This is a genomic window from Pseudoalteromonas neustonica (genome assembly GCF_001653135.1).
Lineage (GTDB): Bacteria > Pseudomonadota > Gammaproteobacteria > Enterobacterales > Alteromonadaceae > Pseudoalteromonas > Pseudoalteromonas neustonica.
This window is the reverse complement of record NZ_BDDS01000012.1, coordinates 31,582-48,421: the sequence shown is the minus strand read 5'-3', so window position 1 is coordinate 48,421 and position 16,840 is coordinate 31,582. Positions and strand designations below refer to the sequence as shown.

The window sequence follows — 16,840 nt, the reverse complement described above, 5'->3', positions numbered from 1 at the left end:
GCCGCCAAACTAATCGCTATTTAGGAGCAAATAAAATGGATAAAAATCACGAAAAATACTATGTGCCCGCGCAAAGTCCGTGGCCAATAGTCGGTGCATTTGCAATGTTTTTTATTGCAGTGGGTGCCGCGCTTACTGTGATGCAGGCTAAGAATGAAGGTGGCAATGGTCATTATATTCTCTATGTAGGCATTGGCGTGTTGTTGTTTATGTTATTTAGTTGGTTTAAAAATGTCATTGAAGAGTCTGATAAGGGTTTATATTCAGCGCAAATGGATCGCTCTTTTCGTCAAGGTATGAGTTGGTTTATTTTCTCTGAGGTGATGTTTTTTATGGCGTTTTTTGGTGCATTGTTTTATGCCCGTATCCTCTCTGTGCCTTGGTTGGGTGGAGCGGGTAATAATGCAATGACCAATGAGGTGCTATGGCCAACCTTCGAGGCTATGTGGCCATTAGTCACAACACCAGCAGGAGGTACAACACAAGCCATGGGTTGGCAGGGGTTGCCACTGATCAACACATTAATATTACTCACCTCATCGGTCACTTTGCATTTTGCACATGTCGCAATGGAGAATAATAAGCGCGGACCATTAAAGGTATTTTTGGCATTAACGGTTGCGCTAGGAGTTTGCTTTTTAGGCCTACAAGTTGAAGAGTATATTCATGCCTACCAAGATCTTGGGTTGACCTTAGATGCTGGTGTATACGGCAATACATTCTTTTTACTGACCGGTTTTCATGGCCTGCATGTGACCTTAGGTACGGTTTTATTATTGGTCATTCTAATTCGAATTATTAAAGGCCATTTTAGCCCGGATAAACATTTTGCTTTTCAAGCGGCTGCTTGGTATTGGCATTTTGTTGATGTGGTATGGCTGTGTTTATTTGTATTTGTATACGTGCTGTAATTTTGTGAATAGGCGATGCGTTACTGTGGATAAAACCGATCTTTAACGCTGCAATTACAATCACTAATACAACAACAGAAAATAATACACGACGGCCTAAATAGTGAGACATAGGCCGTCCATCCGCTTTACCTGAGACCATAATAAATAAAGCTCGGAACAAGTTAAAAAGTATAAATAGTAGCAACAGTACGATAATAATTTTAATAATCACTGGGTCACCTTTATGCAGTTAATTTTATGGCGTAAACAAAAGCTTAGCTCAATTATCATACTTTGCGTGGTGGTGATTGTGATTTTAGTGTGCTTACGTTTGGGGTATTGGCAGTTACAAAGAGCTGAAAACAAAGCACTACAGCTAACACAAATAGCCGAGCTACAAGAGCAGGGAGTTTTGAGTTGGAAGCAAATGCATCAGCTTCCAACTAAGTGGAATAAAACCGGGTTGCATGTAACTGTGACGGGCATGCTTGATACAGAGCAATACTGGCTGTTAGACAATCAAGTCTATCAAGGGCAAGTTGGCTACGATGTTGTTACTTTATTAAAATTGACCAACAGTGATGATAACTTATTAGTAAATTTGGGGTGGGTTAAGGCCCCCATTAGCCGCGAACAGTTACCTCTGGTTCATTTACCAGCAACCCCTTTCACCATGACAGTGCAATTAAAGCAAGGCACGCTCAGTGGCTTTACGTTGCAAAAAGCAACGCAACACATAGATTCAAACTGGCCTAAGCGCATACAAATTATTGACTTAGCATTATTTACACAGCAGACGGGTCGTAACATCGTTGAATTTATGGGGTATCGTCAAGGTGATGGCGATAACATCGCTGTGCCTCATTATAAAGCTGTGGTGATGAGCCCCGAAAAACATCAAGCATATGCTGTGCAGTGGTTTTTAATCGCTGTTGCTTGCCTAGTTATTGCAATATTCGCTAGTAAAAAGAAGGAATTATAATGAAAAATAATCCATTAATGATATTTATTGGTTGTTGTTTAGTGCCTTTAATAATGGCGTATTTAGCCTTAAAACTTGACTGGATCCCAAGCGCATCGAGTAATAAAGGCGAGTTTTTAACTCAAGAAATTAAACTGCAAGATTGGCAACAATCTGAGCATAAACAGTGGACTATAGCGCTTAATCACCCTGCACAATGTGAGCAAGCGTGCGCTGAGCAATTACACGCACTAAACAATCTTTATGTTGCCCTTGGTAAAAACCAAGGCAAAGTCGATATGGCAATACTTGGGCAGGCGCAACAGCAAACATTGCGCTGGCGTGAACTCCCTGCAGTCGATGTGCTCCAGCCAGCAAGTTTATATTTAATTGACCATATGGGGTTGGTCGTTTTGCAGTACCCGTATCATGTAGAACCTCAGCAAAACCGTTTAACTCAAAAAGGATTGTTAAAAGATTTAAAAAAATTACTTAACTACTCGCGTTCAAGCTAATTTAAGGAGTGCTAACTATGTATAAAAATTATAAAAACTTGGTATTAGCTACGTTTATGTTGTCGATTTTAGTTATTGGGCTTGGCGCTTATACTCGTTTAAGTGATGCGGGTTTAGGTTGCCCTGATTGGCCAGGGTGTTATGGATTTTTAACCGTGCCCAAGCATGCAGCTGACCTCGCTCATGTAGAGCAAAGTTACCCTGATATGATGTTTGAAACCGCGAAAGCGTGGAAGGAAATGATCCACCGCTATTTTGCAGGTACCCTTGGCTTATTAATTTTAGCGCTATTTATATTGGCTTTTTCAAAGCGTCAACATCCGACCACGCCTGTTAAGTTACCGTTGTTACTACTTGCGTTAGTGGTTTTTCAGGCCGCGCTAGGCATGTGGACTGTTACCATGAACTTGCAGCCTGTCATTGTAATGGGCCACCTTTTGGGCGGCTTTAGTATTTTGTCTTTAGTTACACTGTTGTATTTACGACTTACTGCACAGCCTATTAGTGGAGGCGATGCCCCTGCAAGGCGTCACTTTAAGCTGAGCTTGGTTGCGTTAGTGGTACTGGTAATTCAAATTGCGCTAGGCGGCTGGTTAGCTGCTAATTATGCTGCCCCACATTGTAACGGTTTACCGCTGTGTAGTTATGGCCAACCATTTTCGCTTAGTAGTGTATTTCAATTACCGTTAGAGCAAAGTACTTATGAATATGGCGTGCTTTCACAGCAAGCAAGAATGTCGATTCATTTACTGCATAGAATATGGGCATTGGTTACGTGTGTAGTGTTAGCACTGATCATGTGGCGCATTTATAGCCATGCACTATCTAAAAAGATAAAACATTGCACTGTGGCGGTCTTAATTGCACTGCTATGTCAGATTTGTTTAGGATTAGCGGTTGTGCATTGGCATTTTCCTTTAGGTATCGCACTGGCACATAACCTAATGGCTGCCATACTCTTATTAACGGTAGTTCGTTTATGTTTTTACTTAAAAGTACGTACTTAGGGGCAGTTATGACACAACTAATAGCAATAACAAAGTTAGCACCTAGTCAAATTAGCGCGTTAATTAATGATTATCTCGCAATTTGTAAATTCAAAGTAGTCGCCATGTTGGTACTAACAGCATGGGTGGGGTTAGCGCTTGCACCAGATGTTGGTCGAGGGATGGGTGTACAGCTAATCAGCTTGTTAGGGATCGGGTTATTATCAGCAGCGGCAGCTGTTATTAATCACGTGGTTGATAGCGAAATAGATAGTAAAATGGCGCGCACACGTCATCGTCCAGTTGCTAAGGGGCGGTTATCTAAGTTTCATGCATTGAGTTTTGCAACAGTGATTGGCGTTAGTGGTTTTATTATGTTGATGCTATGGGCTAATCCGTTAACTGCAATATTGACCTTATTTGCATTGGTTGGTTATGCATTTATTTATACTTCATTTTTAAAACGAGCAACCCCACAAAATATAGTTATTGGTGGACTCGCTGGTGCAATGCCACCATTACTAGGCTGGGTCTCTGAAACTGGGCAAATGGCAGCTGCTCCTTGGTTGCTGGTAATGATTATTTTCACCTGGACGCCTCCACATTTTTGGGCTTTGGCAATTGCCCGAAAAAGTGATTATGAACGAGCAAAAATACCCATGTTACCTGTTACTCACGGTATTGATTTTTGTAAAACATGTGTAGTCGCTTATTCAATTTTATTAGCACTGGTATGTGTACTGCCTTACTTAATTGGCATGTCAGGTGCTATTTATTTAATAGCCTCAACGGTACTTAATGGGATTTTTATTTATAAAGCAGTAAAACTTAAAATGGCAGGAAGTGACGACACTGCGATGGATTTATTCCGTTTTTCAATCGTTCATTTAATGGTACTCTTTGTGGTCTTATTTGTAGACAAATGGCTTGTTATATGAAGTTTAATGCGAATGTATTATTAGTTTTAAGTTTGTTTTTTTTGGTTGCTTGTAGTGAAAATAAAGTAGCTACGGTTGACGCACTTGTTTACGAGCAAAGTAAGCCGCTTAATGATTTTATCTTGCAAGATCAAAATAGTGAGCCGGTGACTAAGCAAGCGTTTTTAAATCAGTGGAACTTGGTTTTTTTAGGCTATACGAGCTGTCCAGATATTTGTCCGCTTACCTTAGCTAAACTTAATAATGTTCATAAGGCATTAAAAGACAAGTATCCGCTGCAAGTTTGGTTTTTATCCGTTGATCCACAACGAGATACACCCGACAAGCGCAAAGCGTATATTGACTATTTTAATCCAGATTTCTTAGCTGTTTCAGGCCCACATAAAGACTTATTCCCATTAGTGCGAGAACTAGGGCTAATATACGCAATCAGCGATAGTGATGAGCAAGAGTATGCTGTCGATCACAGTGCATCAGTTGCAATGGTTGATTCAACTGGAGCTGTTAGGGCTATTTTTAAACCTGAATTTAAAGCAGGCAGCACGCCTTTGATTGATGCAAAAAAACTAATAATAGAATTTTCAGTAATTGCAGATCAATATCAATAATTAATTGCTAATTAAAAACTACATGTATTCATGAAGGAGCACGATGTGCTCCTTTTTTTATCTGAATTTTTCATCATGAAATATATTTATTCTTTTTTCAGTGCTTTTGTGGCTTTTTTACTAACTCGGTCTAAGCTTTTGTTATGAATTGGTAAAACAAGGAAAGTAATAAAATTATGTTAAAGCTTCCTGCAGAATTGACTATCACCCAAGTTGAGGTTTTACATCAAGATATATTACGCGAATTAAATAGCAATGATGATGTATGTTTGGATATTAGTGATGTCTCTAGTGCGGATACTGCAACTATTCAGTTGTTATGTGCTTTGCAAAAACATTTACTTTCTGTACATCATAAAATTATTTGGGTAGGGCAGAGCGATCCATTAAAAAGTACCATTAATAGTTTGGGTCTGAGTGAATATCTAATACTCGAAAGTACAGATTAAGAGGTCAATATGAAAAGAATTTTAGCGGTGGATGATTCCGCATCAATGCGCCAAATGGTGGGATTCACCTTAAAAAAGGCAGGGTTTGATGTTACTGAAGCAAAAGATGGTAGTGAAGCATTAAGCATCGCTAAGCAGCAAGGTTTTGATGCTGTTATATCAGATGTCAATATGCCAATAATGGATGGTATTACTTTGATCCGTGAGTTACGGACTCTGCCAAACTATAAATTCACGCCGTTATTAATGTTAACAACTGAATCCGGTATGGATAAAAAAGTTGAAGGGAAGGCGGCAGGAGCCACAGGTTGGATTGTAAAGCCTTTTAACCCTGAGCAATTATTGGCTGTCATCAAGAAAGTGATTCGCTAATTTAGGGAGCGGGCATGAGTATAGATTTAAGTCAATTTTTTGAAGTCTTTTTTGAGGAAAGTTTCGAAGGCTTGGATGCAATGGAGGCTGAGTTGCTAAACTTGGTTCCCGGAGAGGAAGACTTAGAAACGATCAATACAATTTTTCGTGCTGCGCATTCAATTAAAGGCGGCAGTGGCACATTTGGTTTTAACTCGGTATCTGACTTCACTCATGTACTCGAAACTTTATTAGATCAAATACGAGAAGGCAAAAGAGAGTTAACAACAGAGCACGTTGACCTGTTACTAAAATCGGTGGATTGTTTACGCGCTTTGCTCAGTGCTTTGCAATCAGAGCAAGAACCAGATCTTGAAGAAGCTAATGCCTTAAGGCTTAAATTTGAGGCTATTTTAGGGCTAGGGCAATCCGAACACGATAATCCTAACTCAGAATGTGCAGATGAACAGCAGGCAGAAGTAAACACATACCAAATAGATTTTAAGCCCTACCATCATTTATTTAAAACAGGTAATGAGCCTTTATACATGATCAGCGAGCTAGCTGAGTTAGGTGAGCTCGAAACCCATGTATCTCATAATGAAATCCCTGATATTACAGATTTAACGGCCGATGATTGCTTTCTTTCCTGGCGCTTCTTTTTAAATACCGAAAAAGAAGAGCGTGTTATTAGAGAGATATTTGAATGGGTGGAAGATGATTGTGATTTAACAATCACGCTGTGTGGCGGGCTTTTCTCAGAAGATGATACGGCGCAAGGAGCCGAAGAAAATAACCCAGATAGTAAAATAGAACCTGCTTCATCAGCACCTATAAATACGCAAGAGGTTAAAAAAGCGGTGGTAAGCAAGGCACCACCTCCAGCAACTGAATCAACTTCTATACGCGTTGGTATTGATAAAGTGGATTCACTGATCAACATGGTTGGTGAGTTAGTAATAACCCAAGCGATGCTAACGCAACTTGGGGAGCAGGAAATTACTGAAGCGACGATTGCTTCTTTGCAAGAAGGATTAGCGCAGTTAGCGCATAACACTCGTGATTTACAAGAAAATGTAATGCGAATACGGATGCTCCCCATAAGTTTTGTGTTCAGTCGTTTCCCTCGTTTAGTAAGAGATATTTCACAAAAGTTAAATAAACAAGTTGAGTTGAAATTACTCGGAGAGCAGACAGAGCTTGATAAAACGGTAATGGAAAAAATCTCCGACCCAATGGTGCATCTAGTTCGTAATTCGCTTGATCATGGCCTTGAAACTGTCGATCAGCGTCTTGCAGTAGGTAAAGACCCCGTAGGTATTGTCACGCTCAATGCATTTCATCAAGGCGGTAATATCGTTATTGAAATTATGGATGATGGGCAAGGCCTTAATACCACTAAAATCAAAGAAAAAGCTATTGCAAATGGACTGATAGCATTAGGCGACGAGCTTAGCGATGACGAAATCAACGAATTAATTTTTATGCCGGGATTCTCAACTGCAGATGCGGTAAGTGATATTTCAGGACGCGGCGTTGGAATGGACGTAGTTAGGCGTAATATTCAATCGCTTAATGGTTCTGTAGAAGTGTCGTCCGCGACGGGTATTGGCTCGACTTTTACGATTCGTTTACCACTGACGCTGGCTATTTTAGATGGTCAGTTAGTTAAAGTTGCAAAACACACATACATTATTCCTTTAATTTCAATTGTTGAGTCATTGCAAATCGATATCACCAAAGTAAGTCGAGTGGGTAAAGATCTTGATGTTTTAAGGCTGCGTGATGAATACATCCCTATTTTACGTTTGTACAATATTTTTAATCATCAAGGTGCTATTGAGACCTTAGATAAAACCTTGTTAGTCGTTGTTGAAAGCGATAATCAAAAAATAGGTTTACTAGTAGATGATTTACTTTCTCAGCAACAAGTTGTGATTAAGAGCTTAGAAGCTAATTATCAAAAGGTAGACGGTGTATCTGGGGCGACAATTTTAGGTGATGGCCGTGTTTCTCTAATTATAGATATTAGTGGTTTAATCAAATTATCTGGCTTACGAAAACCAGGAAGCCAAGAGTTGATTATTGAATCGCAAGCTAATTTGGAGGCGTCATGATCTCTGGGCAAAGCGAATTAGATAACAAGATAATGCTAGAACAAGCAAAAGGGGTGAAGCAATTTCTCACTTTTATTATGGCGGATGAGGAGTACGGTGTAGATATTTTAACTGTGCAAGAAATTCGTAGTTGGGAAGAAATTACAGTGCTACCTAATGCACCAGATTACGTCAAAGGGGTTATTAATCTACGTGGGACCATAGTCCCTATTTTAGATTTGAGGTTGCGGTTTGGATTACCGAGTATTGAGTATGGTCCTTTAACTGTTGTGATAGTCGTAAAAGTGAATTTTGAACAAGGCAGCAAGATTATGGGCGTAGTCGTGGACGCTGTATCTGATGTTTATAGCATCGCAGAAGAAGACGCGAAAACAGTGCCTAATTTTACGGATTCTGATAACTCAGAGTTTGTTGCAGGGCTGGTAAATGTAGGTGAAAAAATGGTTGCGTTACTTGATTTGAAAAAAACAATGAAGATTAAATGTACGCATTAAAAACCATAACAGATAAATAAAAAGGTGATTGGCATGTGGTGGTTTAGTAATTCAAAACAGTCAGAATCAAGTAATGACCTAGTCGTTGCTGCATTAAATAAGTCTTTAGCGGTCATTGAATTTGAGCCCGAGGGGCAAATTATTACTGCCAATGACAATTTTCTAAATGTAATGGGTTACCAGCTTGAGGAAATTCAGTGTCAACATCATGCCATGTTTGTTGATCCTACAGAGGTCGACAGCGCGCAATATCAAGAGTTTTGGCAGCGACTTAAAAGTGGTGAGTTTATCCGCGATGAATTCAAGCGCACAGGTAATCATGGTAAAGAAATTTGGATACAAGCGACGTACAACCCTGTCATAGATGCGCAAGGAAAAGTATTAAAAGTTGTTAAGTTTGCCACAGACATCACACAGCAAAAACGCCTTGCAGCTGATGTGGCCAGTCAAATAGAAGCAATTAATAAATCCCAAGCAGTGATCGAATTTAACCTTGATGGCACCATTATTACGGCCAATGATAATTTTTTAAACACACTTGGTTATAGTCTGGATGAAATTAGAGGCAAGCATCACCGTTTATTTGTTGAACAGGAATATGCTAAAAGTACTGAATATAACCAGTTTTGGCGAAAATTAGGAGATGGAGAATTTGACTCAGGTGAGTACTTGCGTATAGCAAAAGATGGTAGAAAGATCTGGATACAAGCGTCTTACAATCCTATTTTTGACCCTAACGGAAAACCATATAAAGTCATTAAATATGCTAGTGATATTAGTGCCCAAAAAGCAGTATCTGAAAAAGCGCGCTCGACTGCAGATTTAGCGAATGCCTTAAAAGTATGCCAAGCAAATGTGATGATTGCAGATAACGATTTAAAGATTGTTTTTGTAAATGAGAAAGTAAAACAAATGCTGCAGGCGCGTGAGGCTAAGCTAAAAACCGTTTTGCCATCATTTTCAGTGGCGGATCTTATAGGTACCTGTGTAGATGATTTTCATAAGCAGCCATCGCATCAGCGCAAAGTATTGTCAGAACTTAACGAGCCACATAAAGCCACTTTACGTTTAGCGGAACTTATTTTTAGTCTCATCGCTACGCCTTGGCTTGGTAGTGATGGGCAGCGGTTAGGAACGATTGTTGAGTGGCAAGATATAACAGATAGTGAAAATAAAGCTGAGCAAGAAAAACGTGAATCACAAGAGAATTTACGTGTGCGACGAGCGTTAGATCGCGTTGCTACTAATACTATGATTGCGGATGCAGATAATAACATCATTTATATGAATGATGCGGTTGTTAATATGATGCGCACGGCAGAGAAAGATTTACGCAAAGACCTACCTACTTTTGATAGTAGTAAGTTATTAGGGCAAAACATTGATGTATTTCATAAGAACCCAGTCCACCAGCGTAATATATTAAGCAAATTAAATAAAACGTATAGTGCTGAAATACTGGTTGGCGGGCGAACTTTTGGTCTAGTTGCTAACCCTATTATTACACCTGATAGTGAGCGTATAGGCACTGTCGTTGAGTGGGTTGACCGTACAGAAGAAGTTGCCATAGAAAAAGAAATTAATGATTTAATTAGTGTCGCTGGAAGTGGTGATTTAGATATTAGGATAAAAGAAGCAGATAAAAATGGATTTTTCCTACGCTTAGCCAAAGGATTAAACAGTTTGGTTGGGATTGTAGATGATGCAGTGTCCGGTACAGGGGAAATGCTATCAGCGATGGCTAATGGCGATTTATCAAAACGTATTGAACAAGATTATCAAGGTTCATTTGATAAGCTTAAACGTGATGCTAATGCAACCGCAGATAAATTAACAGAAGTTATCCACCGAATAAATTCATCCGCGACTATGGTTGCCAGTGGTGCGGAAGAGATATCGCAAGGAAATGCAGATTTAAGCCAGCGTACGGAGGAGCAAGCATCAGCATTAGAAGAAACAGCATCAAGTATGGAAGAAATGACAAGTACAGTTCGTCAAAATGCAGATAACGCTAAAGTAGCCAATGAACTGGCGTCAGAAACACGAGACAAAGCACAACTTGGAGGAGAGGTCGTTAATCGAGCTGTAACCAGCATGTCAGCGATCAATGAATCCAGTAAAAAAATTGCTGATATTATAAGTGTGATTGACGAAATTGCTTTTCAAACTAACCTATTAGCGCTTAACGCCGCTGTTGAGGCCGCAAGAGCAGGAGAGCAAGGTAGAGGCTTTGCTGTTGTCGCAGGAGAGGTACGAAACTTAGCTCAGCGCTCTGCAGGGGCTGCAAAAGAGATTAAAGAGTTAATTAGAGATAGTGTTGATAAGGTCGAAGATGGCACGCAATTGGTCAATGAATCAGGTGCAACGTTGCAAGAAATAGTTACCTGTGTGCAACGTGTCACAGGCATGATTTCGGATATTGCAGAAGCATCTGAAGAGCAAAGCTCAGGCATTGAGCAAGTTAATAAAGCAATTTCTGAAATGGATGAAATGACACAGCAAAATGCGGCCTTGGTTGAACAAGCGTCTGCTGCTGGTGAGTCGATGGCAGAGCAAGCGAATGATATGCGTAAGCTATTACGGTTCTTCTCATTAGGCCAAGAAGAGGCTGTAGTTCCCAACATAGAAAAGCCTAAAGCGACGACCCCACACGTAAGAAGTACTGAAACACCCGTCACACATAGTCGTTATATTCGCAGCGAACCAAGAGGGAATGATTTCTCTGAGCCTTCTGATGAGTGGGAAGAATTTTAAAGTTTATTAATAAACAACAAAGAATATTTTCTATATGGATTTAGAAAAGGTGCGCTGTACATTTTATATCACATAAGTATTTGATTTATTGTGCAGCGCGATTAGCGCACGCCAATGCTTAGAATCCTGAGCAGCTAATTACTAAACCCTTAATAGCCGTTATTTCCGACTGTTATAATTGCGAGTGATTGTGATGAAAGAGTTTTTGTTTACCGACGATGATTTTAAGAAAGTATCAGAAAAAGTATATAACTCTTGCGGCATTGTATTGGGTGAGCATAAGCGGGAAATGGTTTATTCACGTTTAGCGCGGCGAGTAAGATCATTGCAGCTCTCCAATTTCAAGCAGTACTTAGAGTATTTAGAAGCTCACCATAATCAAGAGTTTAGTGATTTCATTAATGCGATAACCACAAATTTGACGGCATTTTTTCGCGAGCAGCACCATTTTGACTATCTACAAACACAGATTTTTCCAAAGCTATTAATAGCCAATAAAGATACGCGGCGAGTACGTATTTGGTCTGCGGGCTGCTCTACGGGTGAAGAACCTTATTCTTTAGCTATGGTATTGAGTGGTGTATTCCCACGTGATTGGGATGTAAAAATTCTAGCAACCGATTTAGACTCCAACGTTTTGGCGAAAGCGCAGTCTGGTACTTATACCGCAGCAAATGTTAATGGGCTTGAGCCTAGTCAGTTAAAGCGCTGGTTTTTAAGAAGTAAAGATGGTGAGCAATTTAAAGTAAAACCTGAACTGCAACAGATGATTTCTTTTAAACGTTTGAATTTACTGCAAGAGTGGCCGCTTAAAGGCCCATTTGATGTGATTTTTTGTCGTAATGTGGTGATCTATTTTGATAAAGAAACGAAAGAGCAGCTTTTCGAGCGTTATCACCAAGTTTTAGCTATGGATGGACATCTAATGTTGGGTCACTCTGAAACAATGAGTAAGGCACATCAAGAGTTTAAGAATTTAGGGAAGACAATGTATCAGAAGGTTTAATTATGGATAAGCATTTTTCACCAGTACTAAAAGGCTTCGATCATGTAAGACGGTTTTGGGATAGTGGACATAAAAATGTTGTTGCAAAGGTTTTGCCCGGTGAGTTTTATGTATCAAAAAATGATGAGTTAATTACGACTGTGCTCGGATCATGTATTGCTGCGTGTGTTTATGATGAGCAAGTAGGTGTTGGGGGCATGAATCACTTTATGCTGCCTATTGAAAAAGGACAGGAGCTTACAAGTGCTCACAGCCTAAATTGCCGTTATGGAAATTGGGCAATGGAATTTTTAATTAATGAAGTGCTTAAAAATGGTGCATCGCGCGCGAATTTAAAAATAAAGCTCTTTGGTGGCGGGCAGATTATTCGGACAATGACGGATATCGGTCTTGGTAATATAAGTTTTGCACAAGCATACGTTCAAGAAGAGGGATTGAGGTTAGTTTCTCAGGATGTAGGGGGCCCATGGCCTCGTAAAGTGGTGTTTCACCCGCAGACGGGTAAAGCTCATGTGAAAAAGCTGCGTAGTGTGCAAAATGAGAATATCGAAAAACGTGAAGTGAACTATCTTCATAATATTGAAAAACAAGAATTAAAAACTGATATTGAATTATTCTAAGGGGATTAAATGATTAATGTACTCGTGATAGATGACTCCCCGCTGATAAGGCAAATCTTAACCCAAGTTTTAAATCAAGCTGATGATATTAAAGTGGTTGGCTGTGCTGAAGACCCTTATCAAGCCCGGGACATGATCAAACAGCTCAATCCTGATGTACTTACATTAGATATTGAGATGCCAAGAATGGACGGCATTAGTTTTTTAAAAAATCTAATGCGACTAAGACCAATGCCGGTTGTAATGATTTCTACTTTAACTCAAAAAGGCTCGCCCATTACGCTTGAAGCATTAGAGTTAGGGGCTGTTGATTTTGTTGCTAAGCCAAAAATTAATGTATCTGAACAATTTGCTCAGTATGCGCAGCTAGTACAGCAAAAAGTGCGCACTGCTGCAGGTGCTAGGATACGCAGCTTTAAGCTCCCTGCTAATGTTGCAATTGATACTTCTGCTAAACAACATTTTATCAATACCAAAGTGTTAGCGATCGGAGCATCAACAGGGGGGACTGAGGCAATTAAAGAAGTATTAATAAATATGCCAGTGAATTGTCCGCCGCTTATGATCACTCAGCATATACCGCCAGTTTTTAGTAAGTCATTTGCACTACGAATGGACAAAACCTGCGCAATAAATGTAAAAGAAGCATGTCATGGTGACAAACTAGCGCCAGGCTGGGCTTATATCGCACCAGGGGATCAGCATTTAAGTATTAAGTTACAAAATGGCAGTTTGTATTGCCAGCTTGATGCAAGTGACCCGATAAATCGTCATCGCCCCTCTGTTGATGTGTTATTTAATTCGATGGCAAAGGTATGTCCAACGCATACAGTAGCAGCACTATTAACGGGAATGGGAAGTGATGGCGCTAAAGGTTTATTGTCTCTAAGGGAGTTGGGGGCTTACACTATGGCGCAAGATGAGCTGTCATCAGTAGTATGGGGAATGCCAAAAGCGGCAATTGAGCTAAATGCCGCTATAGATGTGGTTTCCTTGGATAAAATCGCGAGTAATTTATTGCGTCATGCTGTTAAAAAATAATTTGCAAAAAATAGGTTATTTAACGATTACCCAAGGTTGTGAAAACCAGTAATAACTACCTGCATGCTTAATAGATGGCGCAGTACAATTAAAGCGAGAGCGACCTTTACCTAATGCTTTTGGTGTTTGTACTTGCACTGTATCTTTAGATATCCATGTTAGCTTTGCTTGTCCAACACTAGATACATAACATGCTAGTTGGCTTTTATGGAAATCCCCCATATTAAATTGGATACTGATCTGGGGAAGATCCTCAGTTGTTACACTATCAGTATAAATTAGCTTTTTAATAGGGAATGCACGCGCATTCATTTTAGTAATTAAAGTATCGAGTGTGCTATAAAACCCTGATGCAGGAAAGCGAGGTAAGCGGCTAAAGTCAGAGTCTGTGTGTATAGCTCCTGAGTGTTGGCCAATACCAATAAAGCCCAACTCAGTTACTAAGTCTTGCAGCTGATTATTAAACTCACCGTAAGGATAGGCTAAGTATTTATAGTCATGTCCTATTTCTTCTTTAATGCGCTGTTGTGACGACAAAATATCTTGCTTGATCCGGGCTTGCCATTGCTCTGTTGTTTCTTCAGCTAATTTACGATGTAAGTAGTCATGTTGAGCACTGTGATTAGCAATAAGGGCTCCTTTTTTTGCGAGCTCTCTCAATTGGGGCCAACCCATCACATAGCCTTTACCTTCATCAATCAGTTTAGGGTTTACAAAAATAGTATAAGGGTAATTAAACCTCTCTAATATGGGCGCTGCTTGCTCATAGTTATTCTTGTATCCATCATCAAACGTAATTGCGACGGTTTTATCTGGTAAACTTTCGCCTTGTTGCAAGCGAGTTAATAGTTCATTGAGTGGGAGCACTTTAAAATCATGCTCTTGCAGGTAAGTAAGATGTTCGGTAAAAGTATCAGCACTGACACTTGTAACCGCTGGCAGAGTTTCACTGACATGGTGATACTGCAAAATAACTGCACTTTGCGCAGGCAAAGACAGACAAAATAGGACCGATAGTACACTGTGAAAAAATTTCTTAAACGTCATAAGGCACACCATAAAAGCTTGCTGTTGTTAGCAGGTCCGATGATATTATCAAATATAACCGTGCCATTGTTAGGAATTGTTGATACAGCAGTAATTGGCCATCTAGGTAGTGCGCATTATCTTGCTGGTATAGCACTAGGAGCCACGATTATTTCGTTGCTTTTTTGGCTAGCAGGCTTTTTAAGAATGAGTACCACAGGCCTTGTGGCACAAGCTTATGGTAAAAAGGACTATGCTCAATTAGCTGGGTTACTAAAACGTAGTTTAGTACTGGCGCTTATTGTTGCTTTCATTTTAATTGCCTTATCCCCATTAATGAAAAATGTAATCGCTTACCTGTCTGGTTCCAGTGAGGAGGTGTTAGTACAAGCTTATAGTTACTTTTATATTCGTATTTTTAGCGCACCAGCAGCGCTGTGTAACTTGGTGTTACTAGCGTGGATGCTTGGTATTCATTATGGTAAAGGGCCGTTCTATTTGCTGCTTGTCACTAATATTACCAACATCGTATTAGATATATATTTTGTCGTGTTTTTAGATTGGGAAGTTGCTGGTGCTGCATGGGCTTCGGTGATTGCTGATTATATTGCCTTAGTGTTTGCATTATTTTTAGTCATACGATTAGCAAATAAAATGTCAGTGCCTTTATTTGTTGGTGGTTGGTTTAGTCGTAAAAAAATGTGGGCATTATTAAGTCTTAATCGTGATATTTTTATTCGCTCGCTGATTTTGCAGTTGTGTTTTAGTTTTATGACTTTTTATGGTGCTCGCATTGGTGATGTGACGCTTGCGGCAAACGCAGTATTAATGAACTTTTTAATGTTAGTTAGTTTTGCACTAGATGGTATCGCTTACGCAAGTGAAGCAAAAATAGGCCAGGCGAAAGGGCAAAATAGTGTTAGGCGTATTAATTTATGGATGCGTATAAGTGTTTTTTGGGGAATGTTGTTTGCCCTATGTTATAGCGTGTTTTTTGCATTGTTCGGCGGGCAGATAATCACGTTATTAACGGATGTTCCGCAAGTGATTAGTGAAGCCCAAAAATATTTGCCTTGGCTAATAATTTTACCGCTAGCAGCAATGAGTTGTTTTCTGTTTGATGGTATTTTTGTTGGGTTAACTCGCGCAAAAGACATGCGTAACACGATGGTTTTTTCAGCGCTATTCGGTTTTTTTGGTGTTTTTTTGCTATCTCAGCAATGGCAAAACCATGGGTTATGGTTTTCGATGACCTGCTTTATGTTACTTCGTGGCATTACATTGATAGTCCGTTATAGGCAACTACAAACATCGCAGCGCTTATTGAGTTAGTTTAAATGTAGATTAATTTAAAGTTAACTTAAAACTTAGAGTTTATTGTGCTAAAACAGCGTCGTTTAGCACGTTTGGGTATCTAAATTCGCATCTTGAGGTGTTTTGAGTATATGACTGAACTTTACCATTGGTTTGATTTAATCGGCGTGGCAGTATTTGCTGTGTCAGGCACCTTAATTGCCTACGATAAAAAAATGGACGGCTTTGGTGTCGTTGTACTGGCGACGGTGACAGCGGTGGGTGGAGGAACGTTACGTGATTTGATTTTGGATGTGCCTGTTTTTTGGCTACACGATCAAAGTTATTTTGTCGCTATTTTTGCATCGATTTTTATAACAACGCGCTTTATTAACAAGCAAAAATCCATACCTTATTATCATCTACAAGTGGCTGATGCATTTGGTTTAGCCTTTTTTGCGGTTATGGGAGCACAAAAAGCGCTCTTGGCCGGCATGCCCGCAACAACGGCGATTATCATGGGGATGATAACAGGGTGTTTTGGTGGCGTGATCCGGGATGTACTGGCGGACAATATACCTATGTTATTAAAAGGTGAGCTATATGCTATTACCTGTATTGCTGGTGGAATCGTCTATACCCAAGGTATCGCGTTTGGAATCATGACCGAAATGGCCATGGTGCTTGCGATGTTAACAACGCTAATATTACGTTTAGCAGCAATGAAGTGGCAATTGACACTACATATTTTTAAATATCCTGACTAGACTGTAATAAAACAATATTAC

At 39.8% G+C, this 16,840-nt stretch carries 18 protein-coding genes; 16 read left to right on the top strand and 2 right to left on the bottom strand.

Going from position 1 to position 16,840, the window contains the following annotated elements:
- The first annotated feature begins 35 nt into the window (after positions 1–35).
- Positions 36–911 carry a cytochrome c oxidase subunit 3 gene (locus tag A7967_RS15615; RefSeq protein WP_054206094.1) on the top strand — a complete coding sequence of 292 codons (876 nt, stop codon included), beginning with the start codon at positions 36–38 and terminating at the stop codon, positions 909–911.
- Here the strand turns inward: A7967_RS15615 and A7967_RS23655 are convergent.
- Positions 811–1,125 (bottom strand): DUF2909 family protein, encoded by a 315-nt coding sequence (locus A7967_RS23655; RefSeq protein WP_082379065.1) that lies wholly within the window; start codon positions 1,123–1,125, stop codon positions 811–813. The genes A7967_RS15615 and A7967_RS23655 overlap by 101 nt on opposite strands.
- A 12-nt stretch (positions 1,126–1,137) precedes the next feature.
- Between A7967_RS23655 and A7967_RS15610 the strand changes: the two genes are divergently transcribed.
- From A7967_RS15610 to A7967_RS15550, 13 genes are all read left to right on the top strand, one after another.
- Positions 1,138–1,875 (top strand): SURF1 family protein, encoded by a 738-nt coding sequence (locus A7967_RS15610; protein ID WP_054206095.1) that lies wholly within the window; start codon positions 1,138–1,140, stop codon positions 1,873–1,875.
- Positions 1,875–2,369, top strand: coding sequence for a hypothetical protein (locus A7967_RS15605; RefSeq protein ID WP_054206096.1), 495 nt, complete (start codon positions 1,875–1,877; stop codon positions 2,367–2,369). Before A7967_RS15610 ends, A7967_RS15605 begins: the two co-directional genes overlap by 1 nt.
- Before the next feature lie 17 nt (positions 2,370–2,386).
- Complete coding sequence (locus tag A7967_RS15600; RefSeq protein WP_054206097.1) at positions 2,387–3,376, top strand: COX15/CtaA family protein; 990 nt, start codon at positions 2,387–2,389, stop codon at positions 3,374–3,376.
- Between the two features lie 8 nt (positions 3,377–3,384).
- Positions 3,385–4,293 carry a heme o synthase gene (gene cyoE, locus A7967_RS15595; RefSeq protein ID WP_054206138.1) on the top strand — a complete coding sequence of 303 codons (909 nt, stop codon included), beginning with the start codon at positions 3,385–3,387 and terminating at the stop codon, positions 4,291–4,293.
- Positions 4,290–4,901 carry an SCO family protein gene (locus tag A7967_RS15590; protein WP_054206098.1) on the top strand — a complete coding sequence of 204 codons (612 nt, stop codon included), beginning with the start codon at positions 4,290–4,292 and terminating at the stop codon, positions 4,899–4,901. Before cyoE ends, A7967_RS15590 begins: the two co-directional genes overlap by 4 nt.
- 173 nt (positions 4,902–5,074) lie before the next feature.
- Positions 5,075–5,350 carry an STAS domain-containing protein gene (locus A7967_RS15585; RefSeq protein WP_501193729.1) on the top strand — a complete coding sequence of 92 codons (276 nt, stop codon included), beginning with the start codon at positions 5,075–5,077 and terminating at the stop codon, positions 5,348–5,350.
- A 9-nt stretch (positions 5,351–5,359) separates the two neighbouring features.
- Positions 5,360–5,722 carry a response regulator gene (locus A7967_RS15580; protein ID WP_054206100.1) on the top strand — a complete coding sequence of 121 codons (363 nt, stop codon included), beginning with the start codon at positions 5,360–5,362 and terminating at the stop codon, positions 5,720–5,722.
- A gap of 14 nt (positions 5,723–5,736) precedes the next feature.
- Positions 5,737–7,818: a chemotaxis protein CheA gene (locus A7967_RS15575; protein WP_054206101.1), complete on the top strand. Its 2,082-nt coding sequence runs from the start codon at positions 5,737–5,739 to the stop codon at positions 7,816–7,818.
- Positions 7,815–8,312 carry a chemotaxis protein CheW gene (locus A7967_RS15570; RefSeq protein WP_054206102.1) on the top strand — a complete coding sequence of 166 codons (498 nt, stop codon included), beginning with the start codon at positions 7,815–7,817 and terminating at the stop codon, positions 8,310–8,312. Before A7967_RS15575 ends, A7967_RS15570 begins: the two co-directional genes overlap by 4 nt.
- A 33-nt stretch (positions 8,313–8,345) precedes the next feature.
- Positions 8,346–11,066, top strand: a complete 2,721-nt coding sequence (locus tag A7967_RS15565) for a methyl-accepting chemotaxis protein (protein WP_064435844.1) — start codon at positions 8,346–8,348, stop codon at positions 11,064–11,066.
- Between the two features lie 193 nt (positions 11,067–11,259).
- Positions 11,260–12,072 carry a CheR family methyltransferase gene (locus tag A7967_RS15560; RefSeq protein WP_054206104.1) on the top strand — a complete coding sequence of 271 codons (813 nt, stop codon included), beginning with the start codon at positions 11,260–11,262 and terminating at the stop codon, positions 12,070–12,072.
- A 2-nt stretch (positions 12,073–12,074) separates the two neighbouring features.
- Entirely contained in the window at positions 12,075–12,692 is a 618-nt protein-coding gene (cheD, locus tag A7967_RS15555) for a chemoreceptor glutamine deamidase CheD (RefSeq protein WP_064435843.1), read from the top strand.
- 9 nt (positions 12,693–12,701) lie between these two features.
- A complete protein-coding gene (locus A7967_RS15550; RefSeq protein WP_054206106.1) occupies positions 12,702–13,733 on the top strand; it encodes a protein-glutamate methylesterase/protein-glutamine glutaminase in 1,032 nt (343 codons plus the stop codon).
- A 15-nt stretch (positions 13,734–13,748) separates the two neighbouring features.
- Here A7967_RS15550 and A7967_RS15545 read toward each other — a convergent pair whose 3' ends face one another.
- Positions 13,749–14,780, bottom strand: coding sequence for a polysaccharide deacetylase family protein (locus tag A7967_RS15545; RefSeq protein WP_064435842.1), 1,032 nt, complete (start codon positions 14,778–14,780; stop codon positions 13,749–13,751).
- A 39-nt stretch (positions 14,781–14,819) separates the two neighbouring features.
- Between A7967_RS15545 and A7967_RS15540 the strand changes: the two genes are divergently transcribed.
- Positions 14,820–16,091, top strand: coding sequence for an MATE family efflux transporter (locus tag A7967_RS15540; RefSeq protein ID WP_054206139.1), 1,272 nt, complete (start codon positions 14,820–14,822; stop codon positions 16,089–16,091).
- 113 nt (positions 16,092–16,204) lie between these two features.
- Entirely contained in the window at positions 16,205–16,819 is a 615-nt protein-coding gene (locus A7967_RS15535) for a trimeric intracellular cation channel family protein (RefSeq protein ID WP_054206108.1), read from the top strand.
- Positions 16,820–16,840 lie beyond the last annotated feature (21 nt).